Annotated in this window: 18 protein-coding genes, 1 pseudogene and 1 riboswitch; of the genes and pseudogenes, 6 read left to right on the forward strand and 13 right to left on the reverse strand. The window is 40.2% G+C overall.

Annotated features, from left to right (window positions below; translation table 11 throughout):
• Positions 1 to 22: 22 nt before the first annotated feature.
• Entirely contained in the window at positions 23 to 664 is a 642-nt protein-coding gene (locus NSQ54_15425) for a metalloregulator ArsR/SmtB family transcription factor (protein ID WYP25697.1), read from the reverse strand.
• 65 nt (positions 665 to 729) lie between these two features.
• Complete coding sequence (locus NSQ54_15430) at positions 730 to 1,173, reverse strand: DUF86 domain-containing protein (protein WYP25698.1); 444 nt, start codon at positions 1,171 to 1,173, stop codon at positions 730 to 732.
• 133 nt (positions 1,174 to 1,306) lie between these two features.
• Here NSQ54_15430 and NSQ54_15435 point away from each other — a divergent pair, with 133 nt between their 5' ends.
• Positions 1,307 to 1,507: a hypothetical protein gene (locus tag NSQ54_15435; GenBank protein ID WYP28575.1), complete on the forward strand. Its 201-nt coding sequence runs from the start codon at positions 1,307 to 1,309 to the stop codon at positions 1,505 to 1,507.
• A 7-nt stretch (positions 1,508 to 1,514) separates the two neighbouring features.
• On the opposite strand, the pseudogene NSQ54_15440 reads toward NSQ54_15435, so the two are convergent.
• Together NSQ54_15440 and lipA are read right to left on the reverse strand one after the other, a co-directional pair.
• Positions 1,515 to 1,831 (reverse strand): annotated as a pseudogene (locus NSQ54_15440) (YutD-like domain-containing protein).
• Positions 1,832 to 1,975: 144 nt separating this feature from the next.
• Complete coding sequence (lipA, locus tag NSQ54_15445) at positions 1,976 to 2,899, reverse strand: lipoyl synthase (protein ID WYP25699.1); 924 nt, start codon at positions 2,897 to 2,899, stop codon at positions 1,976 to 1,978.
• Positions 2,900 to 3,078: 179 nt separating this feature from the next.
• Between lipA and NSQ54_15450 the strand changes: the two genes are divergently transcribed.
• Positions 3,079 to 4,086, forward strand: coding sequence for a M23 family metallopeptidase (locus tag NSQ54_15450; GenBank protein WYP25700.1), 1,008 nt, complete (start codon positions 3,079 to 3,081; stop codon positions 4,084 to 4,086).
• A 25-nt stretch (positions 4,087 to 4,111) separates the two neighbouring features.
• On the opposite strand, the gene NSQ54_15455 is transcribed toward NSQ54_15450, so the two are convergent.
• Entirely contained in the window at positions 4,112 to 4,231 is a 120-nt protein-coding gene (locus NSQ54_15455; protein WYP25701.1) for a methionine/alanine import family NSS transporter small subunit, read from the reverse strand.
• A complete protein-coding gene (locus tag NSQ54_15460) occupies positions 4,228 to 5,751 on the reverse strand; it encodes a sodium-dependent transporter (GenBank protein WYP25702.1) in 1,524 nt (507 codons plus the stop codon). The genes NSQ54_15455 and NSQ54_15460 overlap by 4 nt, the downstream gene beginning before the upstream one ends.
• 316 nt (positions 5,752 to 6,067) lie before the next feature.
• Here NSQ54_15460 and NSQ54_15465 point away from each other — a divergent pair, with 316 nt between their 5' ends.
• On the forward strand, positions 6,068 to 6,238 hold the full coding sequence (locus NSQ54_15465) for a hypothetical protein (protein WYP25703.1): 171 nt from the start codon (positions 6,068 to 6,070) through the stop codon (positions 6,236 to 6,238).
• 102 nt (positions 6,239 to 6,340) lie between these two features.
• Here NSQ54_15465 and NSQ54_15470 read toward each other — a convergent pair whose 3' ends face one another.
• The 7 genes from NSQ54_15470 to NSQ54_15500 form a co-directional block, all read right to left on the reverse strand.
• On the reverse strand, positions 6,341 to 7,939 hold the full coding sequence (locus NSQ54_15470; GenBank protein ID WYP25704.1) for a Na+/H+ antiporter NhaC family protein: 1,599 nt from the start codon (positions 7,937 to 7,939) through the stop codon (positions 6,341 to 6,343).
• A 92-nt stretch (positions 7,940 to 8,031) separates the two neighbouring features.
• Positions 8,032 to 8,203, reverse strand: a riboswitch (Lysine riboswitch).
• 86 nt (positions 8,204 to 8,289) lie between these two features.
• A complete protein-coding gene (gene yunB, locus NSQ54_15475) occupies positions 8,290 to 9,057 on the reverse strand; it encodes a sporulation protein YunB (protein ID WYP25705.1) in 768 nt (255 codons plus the stop codon).
• Positions 9,058 to 9,126: 69 nt separating this feature from the next.
• Positions 9,127 to 9,612: a dihydrofolate reductase gene (locus tag NSQ54_15480; GenBank protein ID WYP25706.1), complete on the reverse strand. Its 486-nt coding sequence runs from the start codon at positions 9,610 to 9,612 to the stop codon at positions 9,127 to 9,129.
• Positions 9,613 to 9,669: 57 nt separating this feature from the next.
• The gene (locus tag NSQ54_15485; GenBank protein WYP25707.1) at positions 9,670 to 9,990 is read right to left on the reverse strand and encodes a DUF1805 domain-containing protein; all 321 of its coding nucleotides are present in this window, start codon (positions 9,988 to 9,990) and stop codon (positions 9,670 to 9,672) included.
• Positions 9,991 to 10,045: 55 nt separating this feature from the next.
• On the reverse strand, positions 10,046 to 11,410 hold the full coding sequence (locus tag NSQ54_15490) for a bifunctional UDP-sugar hydrolase/5'-nucleotidase (GenBank protein WYP25708.1): 1,365 nt from the start codon (positions 11,408 to 11,410) through the stop codon (positions 10,046 to 10,048).
• An 18-nt stretch (positions 11,411 to 11,428) separates the two neighbouring features.
• Positions 11,429 to 12,250: a sulfite exporter TauE/SafE family protein gene (locus tag NSQ54_15495; protein ID WYP25709.1), complete on the reverse strand. Its 822-nt coding sequence runs from the start codon at positions 12,248 to 12,250 to the stop codon at positions 11,429 to 11,431.
• A gap of 37 nt (positions 12,251 to 12,287) precedes the next feature.
• Positions 12,288 to 13,124 (reverse strand): DUF72 domain-containing protein, encoded by an 837-nt coding sequence (locus NSQ54_15500; GenBank protein ID WYP25710.1) that lies wholly within the window; start codon positions 13,122 to 13,124, stop codon positions 12,288 to 12,290.
• Between the two features lie 221 nt (positions 13,125 to 13,345).
• Between NSQ54_15500 and NSQ54_15505 the strand changes: the two genes are divergently transcribed.
• The 3 genes from NSQ54_15505 to NSQ54_15515 all read left to right on the forward strand — a co-directional run bounded on the left by NSQ54_15505 (position 13,346) and on the right by NSQ54_15515 (position 16,145).
• Positions 13,346 to 14,236: a YitT family protein gene (locus NSQ54_15505; GenBank protein ID WYP25711.1), complete on the forward strand. Its 891-nt coding sequence runs from the start codon at positions 13,346 to 13,348 to the stop codon at positions 14,234 to 14,236.
• A 135-nt stretch (positions 14,237 to 14,371) separates the two neighbouring features.
• A complete protein-coding gene (locus NSQ54_15510) occupies positions 14,372 to 15,298 on the forward strand; it encodes a sialidase family protein (protein WYP25712.1) in 927 nt (308 codons plus the stop codon).
• Positions 15,285 to 16,145 carry a hypothetical protein gene (locus NSQ54_15515; GenBank protein ID WYP25713.1) on the forward strand — a complete coding sequence of 287 codons (861 nt, stop codon included), beginning with the start codon at positions 15,285 to 15,287 and terminating at the stop codon, positions 16,143 to 16,145. The genes NSQ54_15510 and NSQ54_15515 overlap by 14 nt, the downstream gene beginning before the upstream one ends.
• Positions 16,146 to 16,150 lie beyond the last annotated feature (5 nt).

Consider the following 16,150-nt stretch of genomic DNA (forward strand, 5'->3'; position numbering starts at 1 on the left):
GAAAAACCGCCCAATGGACGGCTTACTTTAATGCTGATTGCTTATTGATTTTATACACACAGTGCGCATCTCCATTTTCGGCCATACATGCTGTACGTTCTACGCTTTCTGTATGAAGTAATTCCTTAAATAACTTTTTCTCACATGTACAGGCGATAGGATAAGCCTTGGCCACATGTGCAATTGGACAATTGTATTCAATAAATTCGTACGAACCATCCTTGTTCTCTGACCACTGAACCATATATCCTTGTTCATTCTGAATGTCAGCTAGTGCCCGAATGCGTTCTTTTAATGTTCCAGTCACACTCGCTTCATACGAATCATGTAGGCGATTGTGCCGCTTCTCAAATAATTGATTGACAGCTTCTTTGCCATATAAATCCTGTAGATCATCAAGGAAACCAAGTGATAGCTGGCTATAATTTCGTGGGAAATTCTCGTTTCCCTTTTCGGTTAAATAGTATTTATGAACGGGCCGTCCCATGGTTTGACGAACCAATCGGGAGGTAATTAATCCTTCGTCTTCTAACCCTCGCAAATGACGTCTAACCGCCATCTCCGTAATCTTAAGCATTTCAGACAGTTCAGCTGTTGTCATCTCGTGCTTACGCTTTAATAGGGTTAACACAACTGAACGAGTTGACGTTGATTGGTCTCTCATTCTGTCCACCACCTTACGTTTATTGTAAGCGATGGGCATTCTTTTTGTAAACGAACAGGACTTGTCTACTCTTTAGGTAAAAAAGCAGATACTGGTCCTAGCTCGTTTTCCAAATAGCTACGGACATTCTCTGGGAATACTTTTAATGCTCCGCTTTGTGCTTGGAGGAGTTGATAAAGTTCGCTGTGGTTAATGGTCCCCGTTGTTTGAATGATCTCTTTTCTAGCTTGAAGAATTTCTTTTAGCGATTCTCCTTGCTCATGCGGTACAACACGTTCGTCCACTAAAATATCAACAATGTCTGCGTAACTCCCTGGATCGCGCATGATAAATCCATCAATCATACTATTTCCTACATCGATAATTGCTTCAATCATGAGGTAGCAAACACGCTCCAAAGCTAAATCCTCTACAATTGAATTACGTTCCTTTAGCGAATCCAATGTTGGAAAAAGCGATTCCATATACTGTAATGTCGTTTCAATCTTCGTACGGTCTACAAAATACATTCTATAACCCAATCCTTTCTTGTAAGCGCAGTCAACTAAAAATAAAAGAACATCTTTTGGTTACCCTATAAATAAAGGGGGCTTTCTCTTGAAAAAGACTACAGAATATCACGACTTTAAAAACGTTGAAGCGATGCATAATTATGTGACAGCTGAAGCCACTCCTGAAGGTCCTTATGGTTCTCCAATAGGTAAGGACACACCCGTGGAGGGAAAAAGCACTCCGTGGCAAAAGGGTCAACGTACCTACAGTGCATTTAATTATGTAAATAAAGATCTTCACCAACATACGCCCAGGAAATACCCTGGACATCATCCACCACATGATTCATAAAAGAGGGTTATTTACCCTCTTTTTGTTTATGTTTATTACCTTTATCTGAACGTTTTTTAATACGTTTTACGACAAAATACGCGCATCCAAAATTACAATACTCATAAAGATAATCCGGCAACGTACTAATCTTAGAATCATATGTTGATTTCTTATGTTTGTCTTCAAAAAACCTCTTAGGCGTAATTGATTGTAGCCCCAATCTCCTACAATATAATCGTATTTATTTAAGATATCGCTATAACGCGCCTTAAAGGCTTCTTCGTCCCAGCCATCTTTTATATTTTCAACGACTTCAAATTGAAGCTCCTGAATCGTAACCAACGCGTATACACCTCACGTTTCATTTTTTCCATTGTATCATAAGCATTAGGTGGCAGGAAATGTCGGGTTTTGTAAAAGGAGAACAACATTTTAACCATTAAAAAGACGGACATTTCTTTTAATCGAATGTCCGTCTTCTATTTGTTATGAATTCACGATTGATCCATCTTGAACTTTTCTGGCTTCTTCATTTACTTGTGCCTGATTCACCTGTTCATCAGCATGGTATGACGAACGAACGAGTGGTCCCGCTTCACAATGACTGAACCCTTTACTCATTGCAATTTCACGAAGCTCTGCAAATTCATCTGGGTGATAATATTTTTGTACTTTTAAATGCTTTTTAGTAGGTTGTAGATATTGGCCAATCGTCATAATGTTTACGTTGTTTGCTCTAAGATCATCCATCGTTTCAATGATCTCTTCTTTAGTTTCACCAAGACCAATCATTAAGCTTGATTTTGTTGGAATATCCTCGTGCATTTCCTTGGCACGACGAAGGAACTCAAGCGTACGTTCATAAGTCGCACGCGCTCGAACTCTTGGAGATAAGCGGCGAACCGTCTCAATATTGTGGTTCATAATATTAGGTCTGGCATCCATAAGTGTCTTCAGACTGTTTTCATTTCCAAGCATATCTGAAGGAAGCACCTCTATCGTACAGAACGGATTTTTGCGACGAATTGCTCGTACCGTTTCAGCAAAAACCTCGGCTCCTCCGTCCTTTAGATCATCTCTAGCAACTGCAGTGATCACCACATGTTTAAGACCCATATCACTAACCGAGTCTGCTACACGCTCTGGCTCTTGTAGATCAAGTTCGGTAGGTAAGCCTGTCTTCACTGCACAAAACCGACAGGCACGTGTACAGATGTCACCCAGGATCATAAATGTAGCCGTTTTTCGAACAGCCCAACATTCATGAATATTGGGACATCTTGCTTCCTCACATACCGTATGTAGTTTCTTTTCTCTCATCATCTTCTTTAAATTTGTATAGGATTCATTGGTATTAAGCTTAATTTTAAGCCATTCTGGTTTACGGACATGCTCTTCTTTCTTTGCCACTCTATCCACCATCCTTACTAATCATATCAACTTTAAAACTATTCTCTTCTTACTTTATCATGAGTAAACCATTTAGCCAAACCCCTCTAATTAAAAAATTTCCAATCATTCACTAATATATTTTTTACATTGAAGCTTACACTACCCGTATAACGCTTGATTGAAAGGAGCAGCCAAACGTGTCTCCAAAACGATTTTTTTTAGTTATTCTTCTGTTTATTATCTGTGTACAAGCGCTGCTTCCTCATTCAGGACTGGCTGCCGAACAATCCGATACAACATATGAAGATCGGATGAACTTGTATAAAAAAACAGAAACCTTAACAAATGTCCCTTGGTACTATCTTGCAGCTGTTGATACGTATGAAAGAGGGTTACGTAAAGCTTTAAGAGATCGGGACGAAGAAAAAGGATTAATTTCTATCTTTTATTCACCTTCTCAATGGGCAGGTGCAACGAATCCTGACTTAGATGATTCGAATCCACTTTCTATCAGCATCTTTGGTGGTGTGGGCATGGACGGGGATGGGGACGGAATCGCAGATCGATTTAACGATGCAGACCTCCTCTTTACGTTTGCTCATTTTCTAGAGAAGTACGGCTTTAAAGAAGAAGATATGCGTATTGCTTTATGGGAGTATTACAAACGAGAACAATCCGTTAATATTGTCCAATCTCATGCGAAAACGTATAAAGCATTCGGTACACTTGATCTACATGAACACAGCTTTGTTATGCCACTCCACGCGAACTACAGCTACCGCAGTACATGGGGCGCCAAACGTGGATGGGGCGGACGCAGAATACATGAAGGAACAGATCTATTTGCCGGATACGGGGTGCCTATTCAATCAACCTCATACGGTACCGTTGAATTAATTGGCTGGAATAACTATGGTGGATGGCGTGTAGGGATTCGAGACCTAGATAACATCTATCACTATTATGCTCATCTCAGCGGATTTGAAAAGGGCATCAAAAAAGGTGATGTGGTCAAACCTGGTCAGGTCGTAGGTTACTGTGGCAGCTCTGGCTACGGAAAACCAGGGACACAAGGAAAATTTCCTCCTCATCTCCATTACGGAATGTATCGCGATAACGGGGTAACAGAGTGGTCGTTTGATCCTTATCCTTTGCTTAAAAGCTGGGAAAGACAGGCTTATAAGAATAAAAAGAAAAACCTCTAGGAATACATTTCCCAGAGGTTTTTTATTATTTAGATTGAGCTTCTTTTCGCTTCGTTGCTTTTTTAGCATTCACGATACTGAACACCAAACCACCCCAGATAATGGTAGTACTTAGTATAAGCATGACAATTGCACTCGTACTCATTCGTCATCCTTCCCTTCTTGAATCTCTTTTACAGACAACTGGTTTTTTCCTGTTTGCCATTTTAATGCTGAGATGACAAATCCAAATACGATCGCAAGTACCGCAACACTCCAGCCAAATGTTAGTAAGAAGCCTGTATCGAGGTCTCCATAATTACTTGTAAGATTCGTTACCAAATTCTGAACGAACATAATACCCAGAATGATTGGTGTGACAACCATCAAGCAGAAAGTCCACCAGCCGCCAATTTTAAAGTCAGATACACGGTTTGTATGATCTTTAATTTCAGGTAGCTTGCGGAATACCCACCCCATGGCAACTACTGTAACTAGACCTGAAACGGCAATACCAAAGTTGTTGATAAAGTAGTCAACCGCATCAAGAATATTCACACCATTTTGAGTAGCAAATACTAATGAGATGAGTGCAGATAATCCACCACCAACAATTACGGCTTTTGTACGTGTGACATTGAATTTATCTTGAATTCCTGCCACATACGTTTCTACAATTGAGATAAGTGATGTAATTCCCGCCAGCACTAAGCATCCAAAGAATAAGAAACCAAAGAATTCATTAAACCCTGGGAATGTATTAATAATTTCCGGGAACACAACAAAGGCAAGTCCAACCCCACCTGCTGCTACATCCTCGATTCCAACTCCATTTGATACGGCCATGAAACCAAGTACTGCAAATACTCCAATACCTGCTAGAATTTCAAAACCGGAATTACTGAAAGCTGTAATAAATGCATTATTGTTAATATCTGCTTTCTTCGGTAAGTAGCTTGAGTAGGTAATCATGATTGCAAACGCAACAGATAAACTAAAGAAGATGTGGCCATAAGCCGCTACCCAGACAGCTGGGTCTTTTAATCCTTCCCAATCTGGTCTAAAGAATGCGTCTAATCCTAATGCAGCCCCTTCAAGCGTTAATGCTCGAATAACAATACATAAGAACATTAGGATTAATGTTGGAATCAAGATGCGGTTTGCAAGTTCAATTCCTTTTTTAACACCTTTAAACAAGATGGCTAGTGTAGCAGCCCAAACGATAATTAACGGAATTAAAACGCCAGGAACAAGCGACCCTAAATACCCTGAAGCTTCTCCTACCTTTAAATACTCATTAAATAAAAATCCTTCCGGGTTGTCCCCCCAGCTTAAGCTGAATGAAAAATACGTATAAGAAACGGCCCAGGCAATGATGACGGAATAATAAGTAGAGATAACAAATGCAATAGCGATCTGCCACCAGCCCATCCATTCAGCCTTTCTATTAATACGCGCATATGTTAATGGAGATGATCCACGGAACCGTTGACCCATTGTGAATTCCATAATTAAAATTGGAATACCCGCAGTTAACAATGCAAAGAGATAAGGAATTAAGAAAGCCCCTCCTCCATTCTCATATGCAACATACGGAAACCTCCAAATATTTCCTAACCCTACTGCAGATCCAATTGCAGCTAATACGAATCCAGCTCTGGACCCCCATTGTTCTCTTTCTGCCATACTGTTTGAACTCCCTTCAACTTGTTCACAAATCAGATCACCTTAGTCAAAATGATCTGACAATTCAAATTAGACATATTGTAGGAAAAATCGTCATTTTCTTAACACAATGTCAATTATTCATTATAGGCATGCTCCTTACAGTTGTCAAAGTAAGTTATATCCAAATGGAAATTTGTCGATTTATGTTTATCTATTATTAAGTTAGGGAAAAGAGTTTATTTAACTTAATCTATCGTATACTTTGCTAGTTAAGTGTGAGAGAATGAATTAACAGCTTCACGATAGGCTGAATCGATATTGAGGAGTGTGCCCCATGTACAAAGTCATTCGTACTGTAAAAGGGGTAACAGAGACTCTGAAGGATTCAAACAGCCATTTGGATAAAACCTTTACAGATTCTGTTGCCGCAGAATTGTTGGCAAAGAAACTGAACGCAAATTCATTGATGAATGCTGATCATTGGCGAGTACAACAGGTTAGATAATCTAGGTAATGAGTGGCTGCTTATTTATTTGATTATTTAGCTAGACTACTATAAAAAACGCGCATGCTGTTTGCATGCGCGTTTTATTTGTTTATGATTCAATTACTTTTTCGCTTGAACCTTTTTAATCACTACCGAAACTAATATTAGAACGAGAATCGTCACAACTAAAGTAATAATCGTTCCAAGTAATGGCAAGAGGAAGAACCCAATCGCAGCAACACCAGCGGCGATCATCGCATAAGGAAGCTGAGTCATGACATGGTCAATGTGATGACTACCAGAACCTGCCGCAGATAAGATAGTCGTGTCTGAAATTGGTGATACATGATCCCCAAAGATGGAACCAGCCATAACTGCTGCTAGCATTGGTAGAAGCAATGAACTGTCTACAGTTGCTCCCATATCTCCAGCGATCGGCAGGAGAATAGCGAATGTACCCCATGATGTACCTGTTGACACAGCAGAGATACCAGCAATGATAAACAACATTAGTGGAAGCAGAAATGGTGGAATTCCGTTACTTACAAGCGATGCAAGGTAAGCCCCTGTTCCAAGATCACCAATGATTGAACTAATCGTCCAAGCTAAAAGCAGGATACATACAGCAGGAAGCATTGACTTAACTCCCGCTTTGGCCACAACAACCACATCTTTTGCAGCTGGTTTAGTAAGCAATGTACAAATCAGTGCAGTAAGGAATCCAATAATAGCACCATACAATAAAGAACGAGAAATGTCTGTGAACTCAAAAATACTCATCATGTTCACTGCAACACCTTCATCTCTAGCGCCTGACATACCGGTTGTAATCATGAACCCAACTGTTACGACAACAAGAGTGATGATCGGGAGAATTAAGTAGCTAATCTTCCCTTGCTGCTCACCAGCTCCCGTTTCTGCAGATCCCTCTGGCTCTCCTTTAGATAAATCATAGAGCACACCTTCACGTATAGCTAAATCTTCATGCTTTTTCATAAGACCAATGTCAAACTTGTACAAGGCAACGACAAAAACCATGGCTAAAGCCGTCATTGCATACAAATTCATTGGAATCATAGAAAGAAATGCTTGAAACGCACTATAATCTGTTACTTCGTTTTTCTCAAGCACTCCAGCAATGATGGTGATAATATATGCACCCCAGCTAGATAAAGGGGCAATGACACAGATCGGCGCTGCTGTTGAATCGACATAGTAGGCAAGCTTCGCGCGTGAAATGCGGTGGCGGTCCGTAACCGGGCGACTGACATTACCAACGGTTAAACTATTAAAGTAATCATCAATAAAAATGATAAAGCCTAAAACGATTGGAAGAAGCTGAGCTCCCTTACGTGTCTTAATTCGTTTAACAGCCCACTCTCCAAAAGCTGTGCTTCCTCCTGAGAAGGAGATAAAGGAAGCAACCATTCCAAGCAAAATAAGAAAGAGTAAGATAAAAAATTCCCAGTCATTTATTGCAAAACCATTTTCTACTATTCCGTTTGCAATTCCTCCCATTGTCACGGGTTCTGCGACCTCGTAACTAAAAAATAATGAACTAAGAATGTGCACAATCTCCGTCGCTGCGCGAGGTACTGAGAAATCATAAAGCATGAGCGCTCCAAGAATAATGCTCACACCAAGAGATAAAAGAACCTTTCTCGTAAGAATGACGAGTATAAGTGCAAGAAGTGGGGGTATAATCGAGAATACATCCATATAACCATAGTTCCTTTCTACTATTCAGATAAAATAACAAGAGCCATCACGGATATCCCATGATGGCTCTCTTCATACATAAACGCCCATTCCATGTTGATAGTCCTCCACAGCTTTTACACTGTGACAGTCCAGTAGTTATTCACCACTGACCCAACAAAAAGAATATGCCACCCTTTTTGTTTCGGCGAAGCTTCCTTTCCATTTGCATCAACGTTGCCACTCCACAAATGTACTTTTAAGATTCGCGCCTCTACCTCACTCGACATGAGGTTTATACAATTTAGTTTTAATTAACTTGTATACCTTAACACACACAAATCATTCAATCAACAGGCATCAGAATTGATCTAATCTACTGATTCTTCCGTTTCTTCAATCTCTTCTGGAGTCACAACAGGAGCTGGCATGATTGCGCCTCCCCCGCCTTGCATATAGTAATTAGGAACCGGTCCATTAATGACTGAAAATCCTACAGGTAACGTAACGCTTATTGCTTCTGTTGTTACTGCAAACGGAATAACCACTTCCACTTCGATATCGACATCAATATTTAAGGAGATGCGTGTACTATTAATATTCACTGGCTCTACTTTATCACTCATATTAACCTTTACGTGACTAATCGTCTGAAGCCTAACAGGAATCGATGGACCAAGCTCTGCAAGCAACGAGTTATTTAAGGCTCGACCAAGTGGAATCTCATACAGAATGACGCGATCGTTACCAATAACTTCTCCTTCTGGTCCTGTTTTTAACTCGTCAAGCTGATGATGCACCTCAGTTAAGGTTTCTCCTAAAATGCGATTATACTCCCCGGCATCAAAGCTAAGCATTGTTACATAGCCACTATCATCTTTATCTATAATTAAGAGCTCATCCATGTTAATGGTTTGCCCTAACTTCTGGTTTAGTGCACCTTCAAGTGAATGAGTTGCGATATTTTTCAACTCCATTTCGGCAATTTGAACGATGACTGGCCGAATTTTTTGATCAATTAACCAGATTCCCTGATAGGTCATGGCACCAAAGATTAGAATGGATAGTAGAAGTACATATCGAAAAGGCAGCGGCCCTTTTTGCCTGGTTTGTCGTCGTATGGGTCGTCGATTGAACATGCCAAAAACCCCCTCCCTCTAAACTGTATGCGAGAAGATGGGGGTTTTGACCTTTTACTTTATACAACCTTAGACTCGTTCGTACACCTCGTACTTATGTTTATACTTATTCTTTTCGTCTACTACTCCTTCGCGACTTGAAACAAGCGTCCACTCTTCCTCTGGTACTTCAGGGAAAAAGGTGTCACCGTTGAATACACCTTCAATTCGAGTGATATACATGCGATCTGCATCGTCCATAAAGAGTTTAAAAAGCTCGGTCCCTCCAATGACAAACGTTTCTTCGTCAGGGTTAAACAACGCCTTTGCCTCATCAATTGTATGTACCACTTCACCGCCGTCCGCAACGTAGTCTTTATTGCGAGTTACAATGATATTCCGACGATGAGGTAGAGGTTTCTTATCTAGAGAATCAAAGGTTTTACGCCCCATCACGATCGTGTGATGTTTTGTCGTATCTTTAAAAAATTGAAAATCAGCCGGTAAATGCCATGGTAGGTCATTATTTTTTCCGATTGCTCGTTCTTCGTCCATTGCAAAAATAAAAGATATCATTTTAGGTTCCCCCCTGTTATATGGCTTGTCCTCTATCTGATAAGTAAGGAAAAATCCTTACTTATTAGGTTTCATTCCATGTAGCAAAAGCATGGCATCTTTCCCGATCGTTCCTTTTGTTACACCCTTTTCTTCAGCTGCTAAGGTAACCGATTCAAGTGGTGCCTCAAGTAATTGCTCGATCGTCCGGACACCCACTGCGCGTCCTGCTAAAATTCCTCGATCCTTTAACTTTTCATTTAACAAGGCAACATCTAATGCTCCACACATAATGTAGCCATCTGCACCGGTTACGGCCATAAAGTTTGTTTTAGGTAACTTAACGGTAATGGCTGTAAATCCTATACCCTCAATGGTAATTGGTTGAACCTCGATCATTCGAAACACCCCTTTCTCCACATACTATGGAGTAAGAGCGCCGACGGTTCCTTGATTATTGTTGATTTAATTTCCAGGCAAGGATATCTCTTAAGAATTCAGGCATAAGATAATTTTTGTCATTTGAATCAGTTAATTCAGGATACAAAAAACCAAACGTATACATATCAAGTGTGGCTAGATTGTACGTTGCGTTAAGATCAATTGGTTTACCTAGCACTGTAATGCTGACTACCTTTTCTGCGTCTGATGGATCTAGCTCAACTGATATTCCGGTATAGATCATTTTTCCTAGTACCTGACCACGAAATCCAAATCCTTTTAACTCTAGATTCATTAATTTAAAGCTAGAGGCTCGTTCAACCGTTGTCCATAGCTCACTTCCTGAAAGCTGAATAACACACGGGTTGATTGGGTGTGGACAGATACGATGGATTTCACCACGAGTTAACTGTCCTTGAGGTAAATCACTCAGTAACACTCCGGCATTTATCATCCCGATCGATTCTCCACACCATTCGGTCAGACCATCACATAACAGTCTTGTAGCCGTTGTTTCTTTGTACCAGTCAACCGGGAGCGGTTCAGGCAACGTTGCCAATGGCTGTTTTAAAATCTCTTCAGACTGCTTTTGAGCCTTCTCTAAGTAGAGAATGGTATCAGGATCTGCATCCATTTCCTTTGTTTCGTGCAGAATCGCCGTAGACTTGGTTAAAAGGTTATTTGGGTTAAAGGTTAATGTCACTTCTCCAAGATAATGACCATGCTTTCCTGCTTGAACAATAAGTGTGTCACCCACTCGTTTGCCCTGTTCAATGACATGATGAGTATGAGCTCCAATGATCACATCAATCCCTTTTATCTCCTCTGCAATTTGTTCATCTTTAAACAATCCAAGATGAGAAAGCAGAACAACGGCATCTACTTTAGGACGAAGCTTTTCGATTTCTTTTTTGATACACTCTGTTAAATCAACAACGGTCCAACCAAGCTTCTCGTAAAAGTGCGAAAGCGGAGCTGTGACGCCAAACAGGCCAATACGCAATCCATTTTTCATAACTTTAATAGACGAAGGAATGGACCATGAAGGCTGCGTTCCATTCTCGTTTAATAAATTTGCTAGCAGGATCGGAAACGACGCTTCTTCGTATAGTGTGTCTAATTGATCCTTAGAGAATGTGACGCCCTCGTTGTTTCCAATTGTCGCATAATCAACTCCAGCTAAATTAAGTAGAGCCATATTGGCCATTCCCTCTGTAGCCTCGGTAATTGGATTACTTCTATCTGCATGATCCCCTAAATCCAAAAATAAAGAATCCTTCGTACGATGTTCCTTTACATAACGAACAATCCCTGGCCACTGATTAAAATCACTGTGTATATCATTCGTATGAAAAAGAGTGAGATACTGTTCTCTCATGTTGATCCCCCTCCTACTCTAGCCATTCAATCCTTGGATGATGAGACGAATCGCAATGATCACCATAAAAATCCGTAAGATAAAGATTAAGCGATCACTTGAAATTCGGCGGTTAATGGCAGCACCCAACTGCCCACCAAACCATGCTCCTGGCACAAGAGCAAGTGCGTAAAGACAGTTCACATGACCCGCAGCCATGTGAGAAATCGAACCGATAAATGCGGATACTAATATCACAAACATTGAAGTGGCAACGGCAAAATGCGCTGGAAACCCAAATAATATAATCATAATGGGCACCATCAGTGCACCACCGCCAACACCAAATAGGCTTGAGATAATTCCTACAAAGAAACTAAGAACAATTGCGAAAACAGGCTGATAGCCATATGTAAATTCATTCCCGCTTGGATCCATGACTGTTCGCTTAAATCCTTTTGGACGTAATTTCATTGGTTTCAAATACTTGCGAACAAAAAATGTAAAAGCAACCACTAACATAAAGATTCCAAAATATAAAAGAAAATCATCTGTGTTTACAGTTCTGTTGATAATAACCCCACAAATAGCTCCTGGAATAATGCCAATAGAGAAAATGGCTCCACTTTTAAAATCAATCGTCTTTTGTTTAGCGTAAGCAACAGTAGATGAAATTCCAGTGAAAATCATAATTAATAAAGAAGTACCGGCAGCTACTTGAGGTGTAACATCATTTAAAATAGATAGTACACCATTTAGAGACAATAGTGCTGGAACAACTATAATCCCACCACCGAGACCCATCAAGCTACCAACCGTTCCTGCCGCCAATCCAATCACAACTAATAAAAACCAGCTCATGTAACAACCCTTCTTACCTTTTCATATCGTTTCACACTCAAAATAAATCCAACTGACGTGGGGCTAACCCTTGATACGTAATGCCAAGCATATCAATTAGCTGCCTTGCGTTATCCGCTGCATCCCCACCAGAATTGTTGTTGAAGATTACGTAAATGTCCTTACTTTGTGACTCTAAAGCTAGAAGATGCTTGCGCCATTCTTCTAACTCTTCTTTATTATAACGATATAAGTACCGAACTTCACGCCATTTTCCGTCTTTTGTATCATTCCAACCGTATGTATTTCTGCCATGGAGACGCACTAATGTTTTGTGCTCATCCGTTGGATGGAGCACAGTTGGGATTGAACCTATCCCAGCCTGAGGTTCATCACAAATTGAATGAATGAATTCCTCTTGCTCCATGAATTCAATCGTACGCTCCCTCATAGCCCCACTAAACCAGCTTTGGTGTCTAAATTCGAGGGCGACAGGATAACCTGCCAGCTTTTCCTTTACATAGCGTACCCACTGAACGTTCTCTTTACGACAATCAAACCAAGGCGGAAACTGACAAAGCACCATAGCAAGCTTCGAACCAAGCGGCTGCAAAGACTCGATATATGCCGCAAACATTGACTCCTTATCATCAAAAGGAGCAAAACCTGTCTGATGCCCAGTCATTCCTTGATAGGCTTTCACAATAAATGAAAACGAATCAGGTGTCTCATGCGCCCACTTCTCCATCGACCGTTTCGGCTGAACCGCATAAAAAGAAGAATCCAACTCTACAATTGGAAAGTAGCCTGCATAGGTGGAAAGCTTATCAGCTGCCCTCGTTCCTTCATATAAAGAATCGTGATCTCCCCAGCCTGTTAATCCGATGTAGATCATGTTGGTAGCTCCTTAACTCTTTTTTAGATTGAACTAGAAGAAGCGAATCCTTAAGGACTCGCTCATTTTTCACTTATGGTATGTATTATGATTTTATGATAATACTCTTTTTTACGTGAAGCAAGCTTGAAGCAATGTATTGGTTTATAATCTTAGCTTGTTTAGTAACAGCTATGAAGGGTAACATGGGTACTAGTCGGGGTGAATGTTAGGAGGTATATATGAAAGAATATAGTTTAATGATCCTCGGAACGTTATTCTTTGCGTTTTCTGTTTCTATTTTTGCCATGCCCAATTCTCTTGCTGAAGGAGGCGTAGCAGGGCTGGCGTTATTGTTTTACTTTGGTTTAGGTTGGTCGCCCGCAATTGTGACTCTACTTACAAACGGAATTATTTTACTTATAGGTTATCGTTACCTTCCACGGTCAATGATTGTGAAATCAATCATAACTGTGCCATTGTTTTCTTTATTTCTGTTCCTTCTTGAGGATTTAGCAAACCCAATTAATGATCCTCTATTAGCCGCTCTTTATTCAGGCGTCTTTACCGGCATAGGGTTTGGATTTATCTTTCGTTCAGGAAGCACAATGAGTGGGTCGTCAACCATTGCTAAAATGCTAAATTATAAGTTTGGTTGGGACTTAACCGGCACGAACTTTGTTCTTGATACGCTAGTTGTTTTAGCTGGAATCTTTGTGATTGGACCCCTCTTAACCATGTACACGGTTGTCGCACTGTTTATTGGAAAGCGAGTCACAGACTATGTGTTAGAAGGCTTTGAATCAAAAAAAATTGTTCATATCTTCTCAAAGAATCATGAATCGATCGCCCGTTCGATCCAAAAAAACTTAGGGGCGCACGCCACGATTCTACAAGGCAAAAATTACGATGTGAATGAAGAAGAAAACTTAATTTATGTTGTCGTTAAAAAACAACAGCTGTTTTTCTTAAAAAAGCTAATCCGTGAATTGGATCTTGATGCCTTCACTGTTGTACATACGGTTAAAGATGTCAGTGGCGGTTCCTTTAATAAAGCCCATCATCCAACTCAAGTGACATTTAGTTCAGATAAAAAGGAAAAAGAGTTTTATAAGGAACAGGCAGAAGAATGAGGAAGGATAAGAGGACCGTGAGAAATGAATTCTCACGGTTCTCTTTTTCATAAGAAAAATTAAATAAATCTCCCCAACTCGACCAATAATTTGGATATAATGGAAGCGGAAATCTTTTATTAAAGGAGCTTCTAAATGAAAAAGCTTGCAATCGGACTGTCGATTTTCATGTTTTCTGGGTTAACTGTAGGGTTGTTTATGGAGCAGAAAGCAATGACTTCTTTACCTGAGCAAACTCAGACTGAAACATTTGAAGAACAAGTTCAACTGACGGAAGAACAAGACCCCATTCTCCCATTCACAGACCAAGAAGTAGATTATACGATTAACCAAGATGAGTTTTTAGTCACATTTGATCAAGGTGAAAATTGGATGGATGTCCCTATTGAACCACAATCACTTTTTAACGGTGAATATAGTGGGAATTACGAAGAATTAATAAACAACAGTTATTTGTTAACAAAACAAAAAGCCATGTTTATGTACGCTATTCATGAAGGTAATGGTTTATCTGTTCGAACGATCTCATCGACTGATCAAGGGCAATCTTGGCAGGATTCAGTCGTTACTGACTCAATACCGTATATAAGGTATCGAAAAATGGAGTTAGTAAATGAGACATTTGGATATCTCATCTTTACTGGGGACAGAACGATGTCGAGTGAAATGCCGTATGTCTACCTTACCTACGATGGAGGCGTTAGTTGGACATCAGTCGGTATCCCTGACACCCTTCGCCTTGTGGCTGATGGTGGCTTTGTGGATGAATCTACAGGATTCTTATCATATGGAGTCATTAATCCTGATGCTCCAGACTTTTACGTAACCAATGATGCAGGAAACAGCTGGACGGAGGCAGAGATCCAGGTCCCAGACGAATATAAAGAGATATTTGTTCAAGCTGAATCTCCTTTTATACTCGACGATCAGTTGCTTTTACATATAAACCAAGGATCGAATGGTGATTATGCAGGTGGTCTGATAAAAGGAGAGTTTTCTTCTAAAGACAACGGATTAACATGGGAATTTAACAAGGATGTCGAACCTGATGACATCCAATAAACCATGGCAGAACATCTTAGCTGTATGCTTCCTACTTCTCTCTCTTGGACTATTTTTCTTGCAGATGGGGTATCTATTTGCGCCTCGCTTATTAAGCAGAGAACTAGAGTATATTCATAACCATCTTTTCTATTGGATAAATTGTATATGCATAATCAGTTTGATTGTCTCTTTTTTACTCTATTTTAAACGATCAAAAAAATGGCTGATGATTGGCGGAACAACTGTAACTTTATTTGTAGCTCTAAACGGCTACTTCATGTATTCTTCCAGCCAAAACGTGATGAGTACTGTCAGCTTTTCACCAGATGGCTCGAACACTCTTGTACTGAAGCAAGACCTTCAAAAAAATGAAATGATTTATTACCGTGACTATTACTATATCTTTGCAAGGCCTCTTCAAAGGCTATCTACTAATGATCAAACCTTACATGTTAAATGGCTTGCAAACGACATCGCTGCCATCACCTACGAGGATGCTGATCATCGTACACAGCAGCATATTGCTACGTACGGAGATCGTGGTGACGGAATATCTTATTATGAAGTCGGTGCGCAAATTCATGGTGTATGGGTAAATGGGGATACGAGAGTAACAAGTGGACCAGAAGGGATTACAATTGAAGAAGATGGACATACTTATGAATTTGAATGGGATCAGAGCCAGCAATATGGAACATTAGCACTAGTGTTAAAAGATGGTCAGTATCCAACTTGGACCATTGCCTTAGCTGACGATTTTGTCGCTCAATTAGAAGCCTCGACTTCTCAACCTGGGCATATCATTCTTTATCCAAGTTCAATAAACGATCATGAAGCTAAAAGCCTTGAAAGAGTAGGCAATTAAGAAAG

This window comes from Alkalihalobacillus sp. FSL W8-0930, from assembly GCA_037965595.1.
Taxonomy (GTDB): Bacteria; Bacillota; Bacilli; order Bacillales; family Bacillaceae_D; genus Alkalicoccobacillus.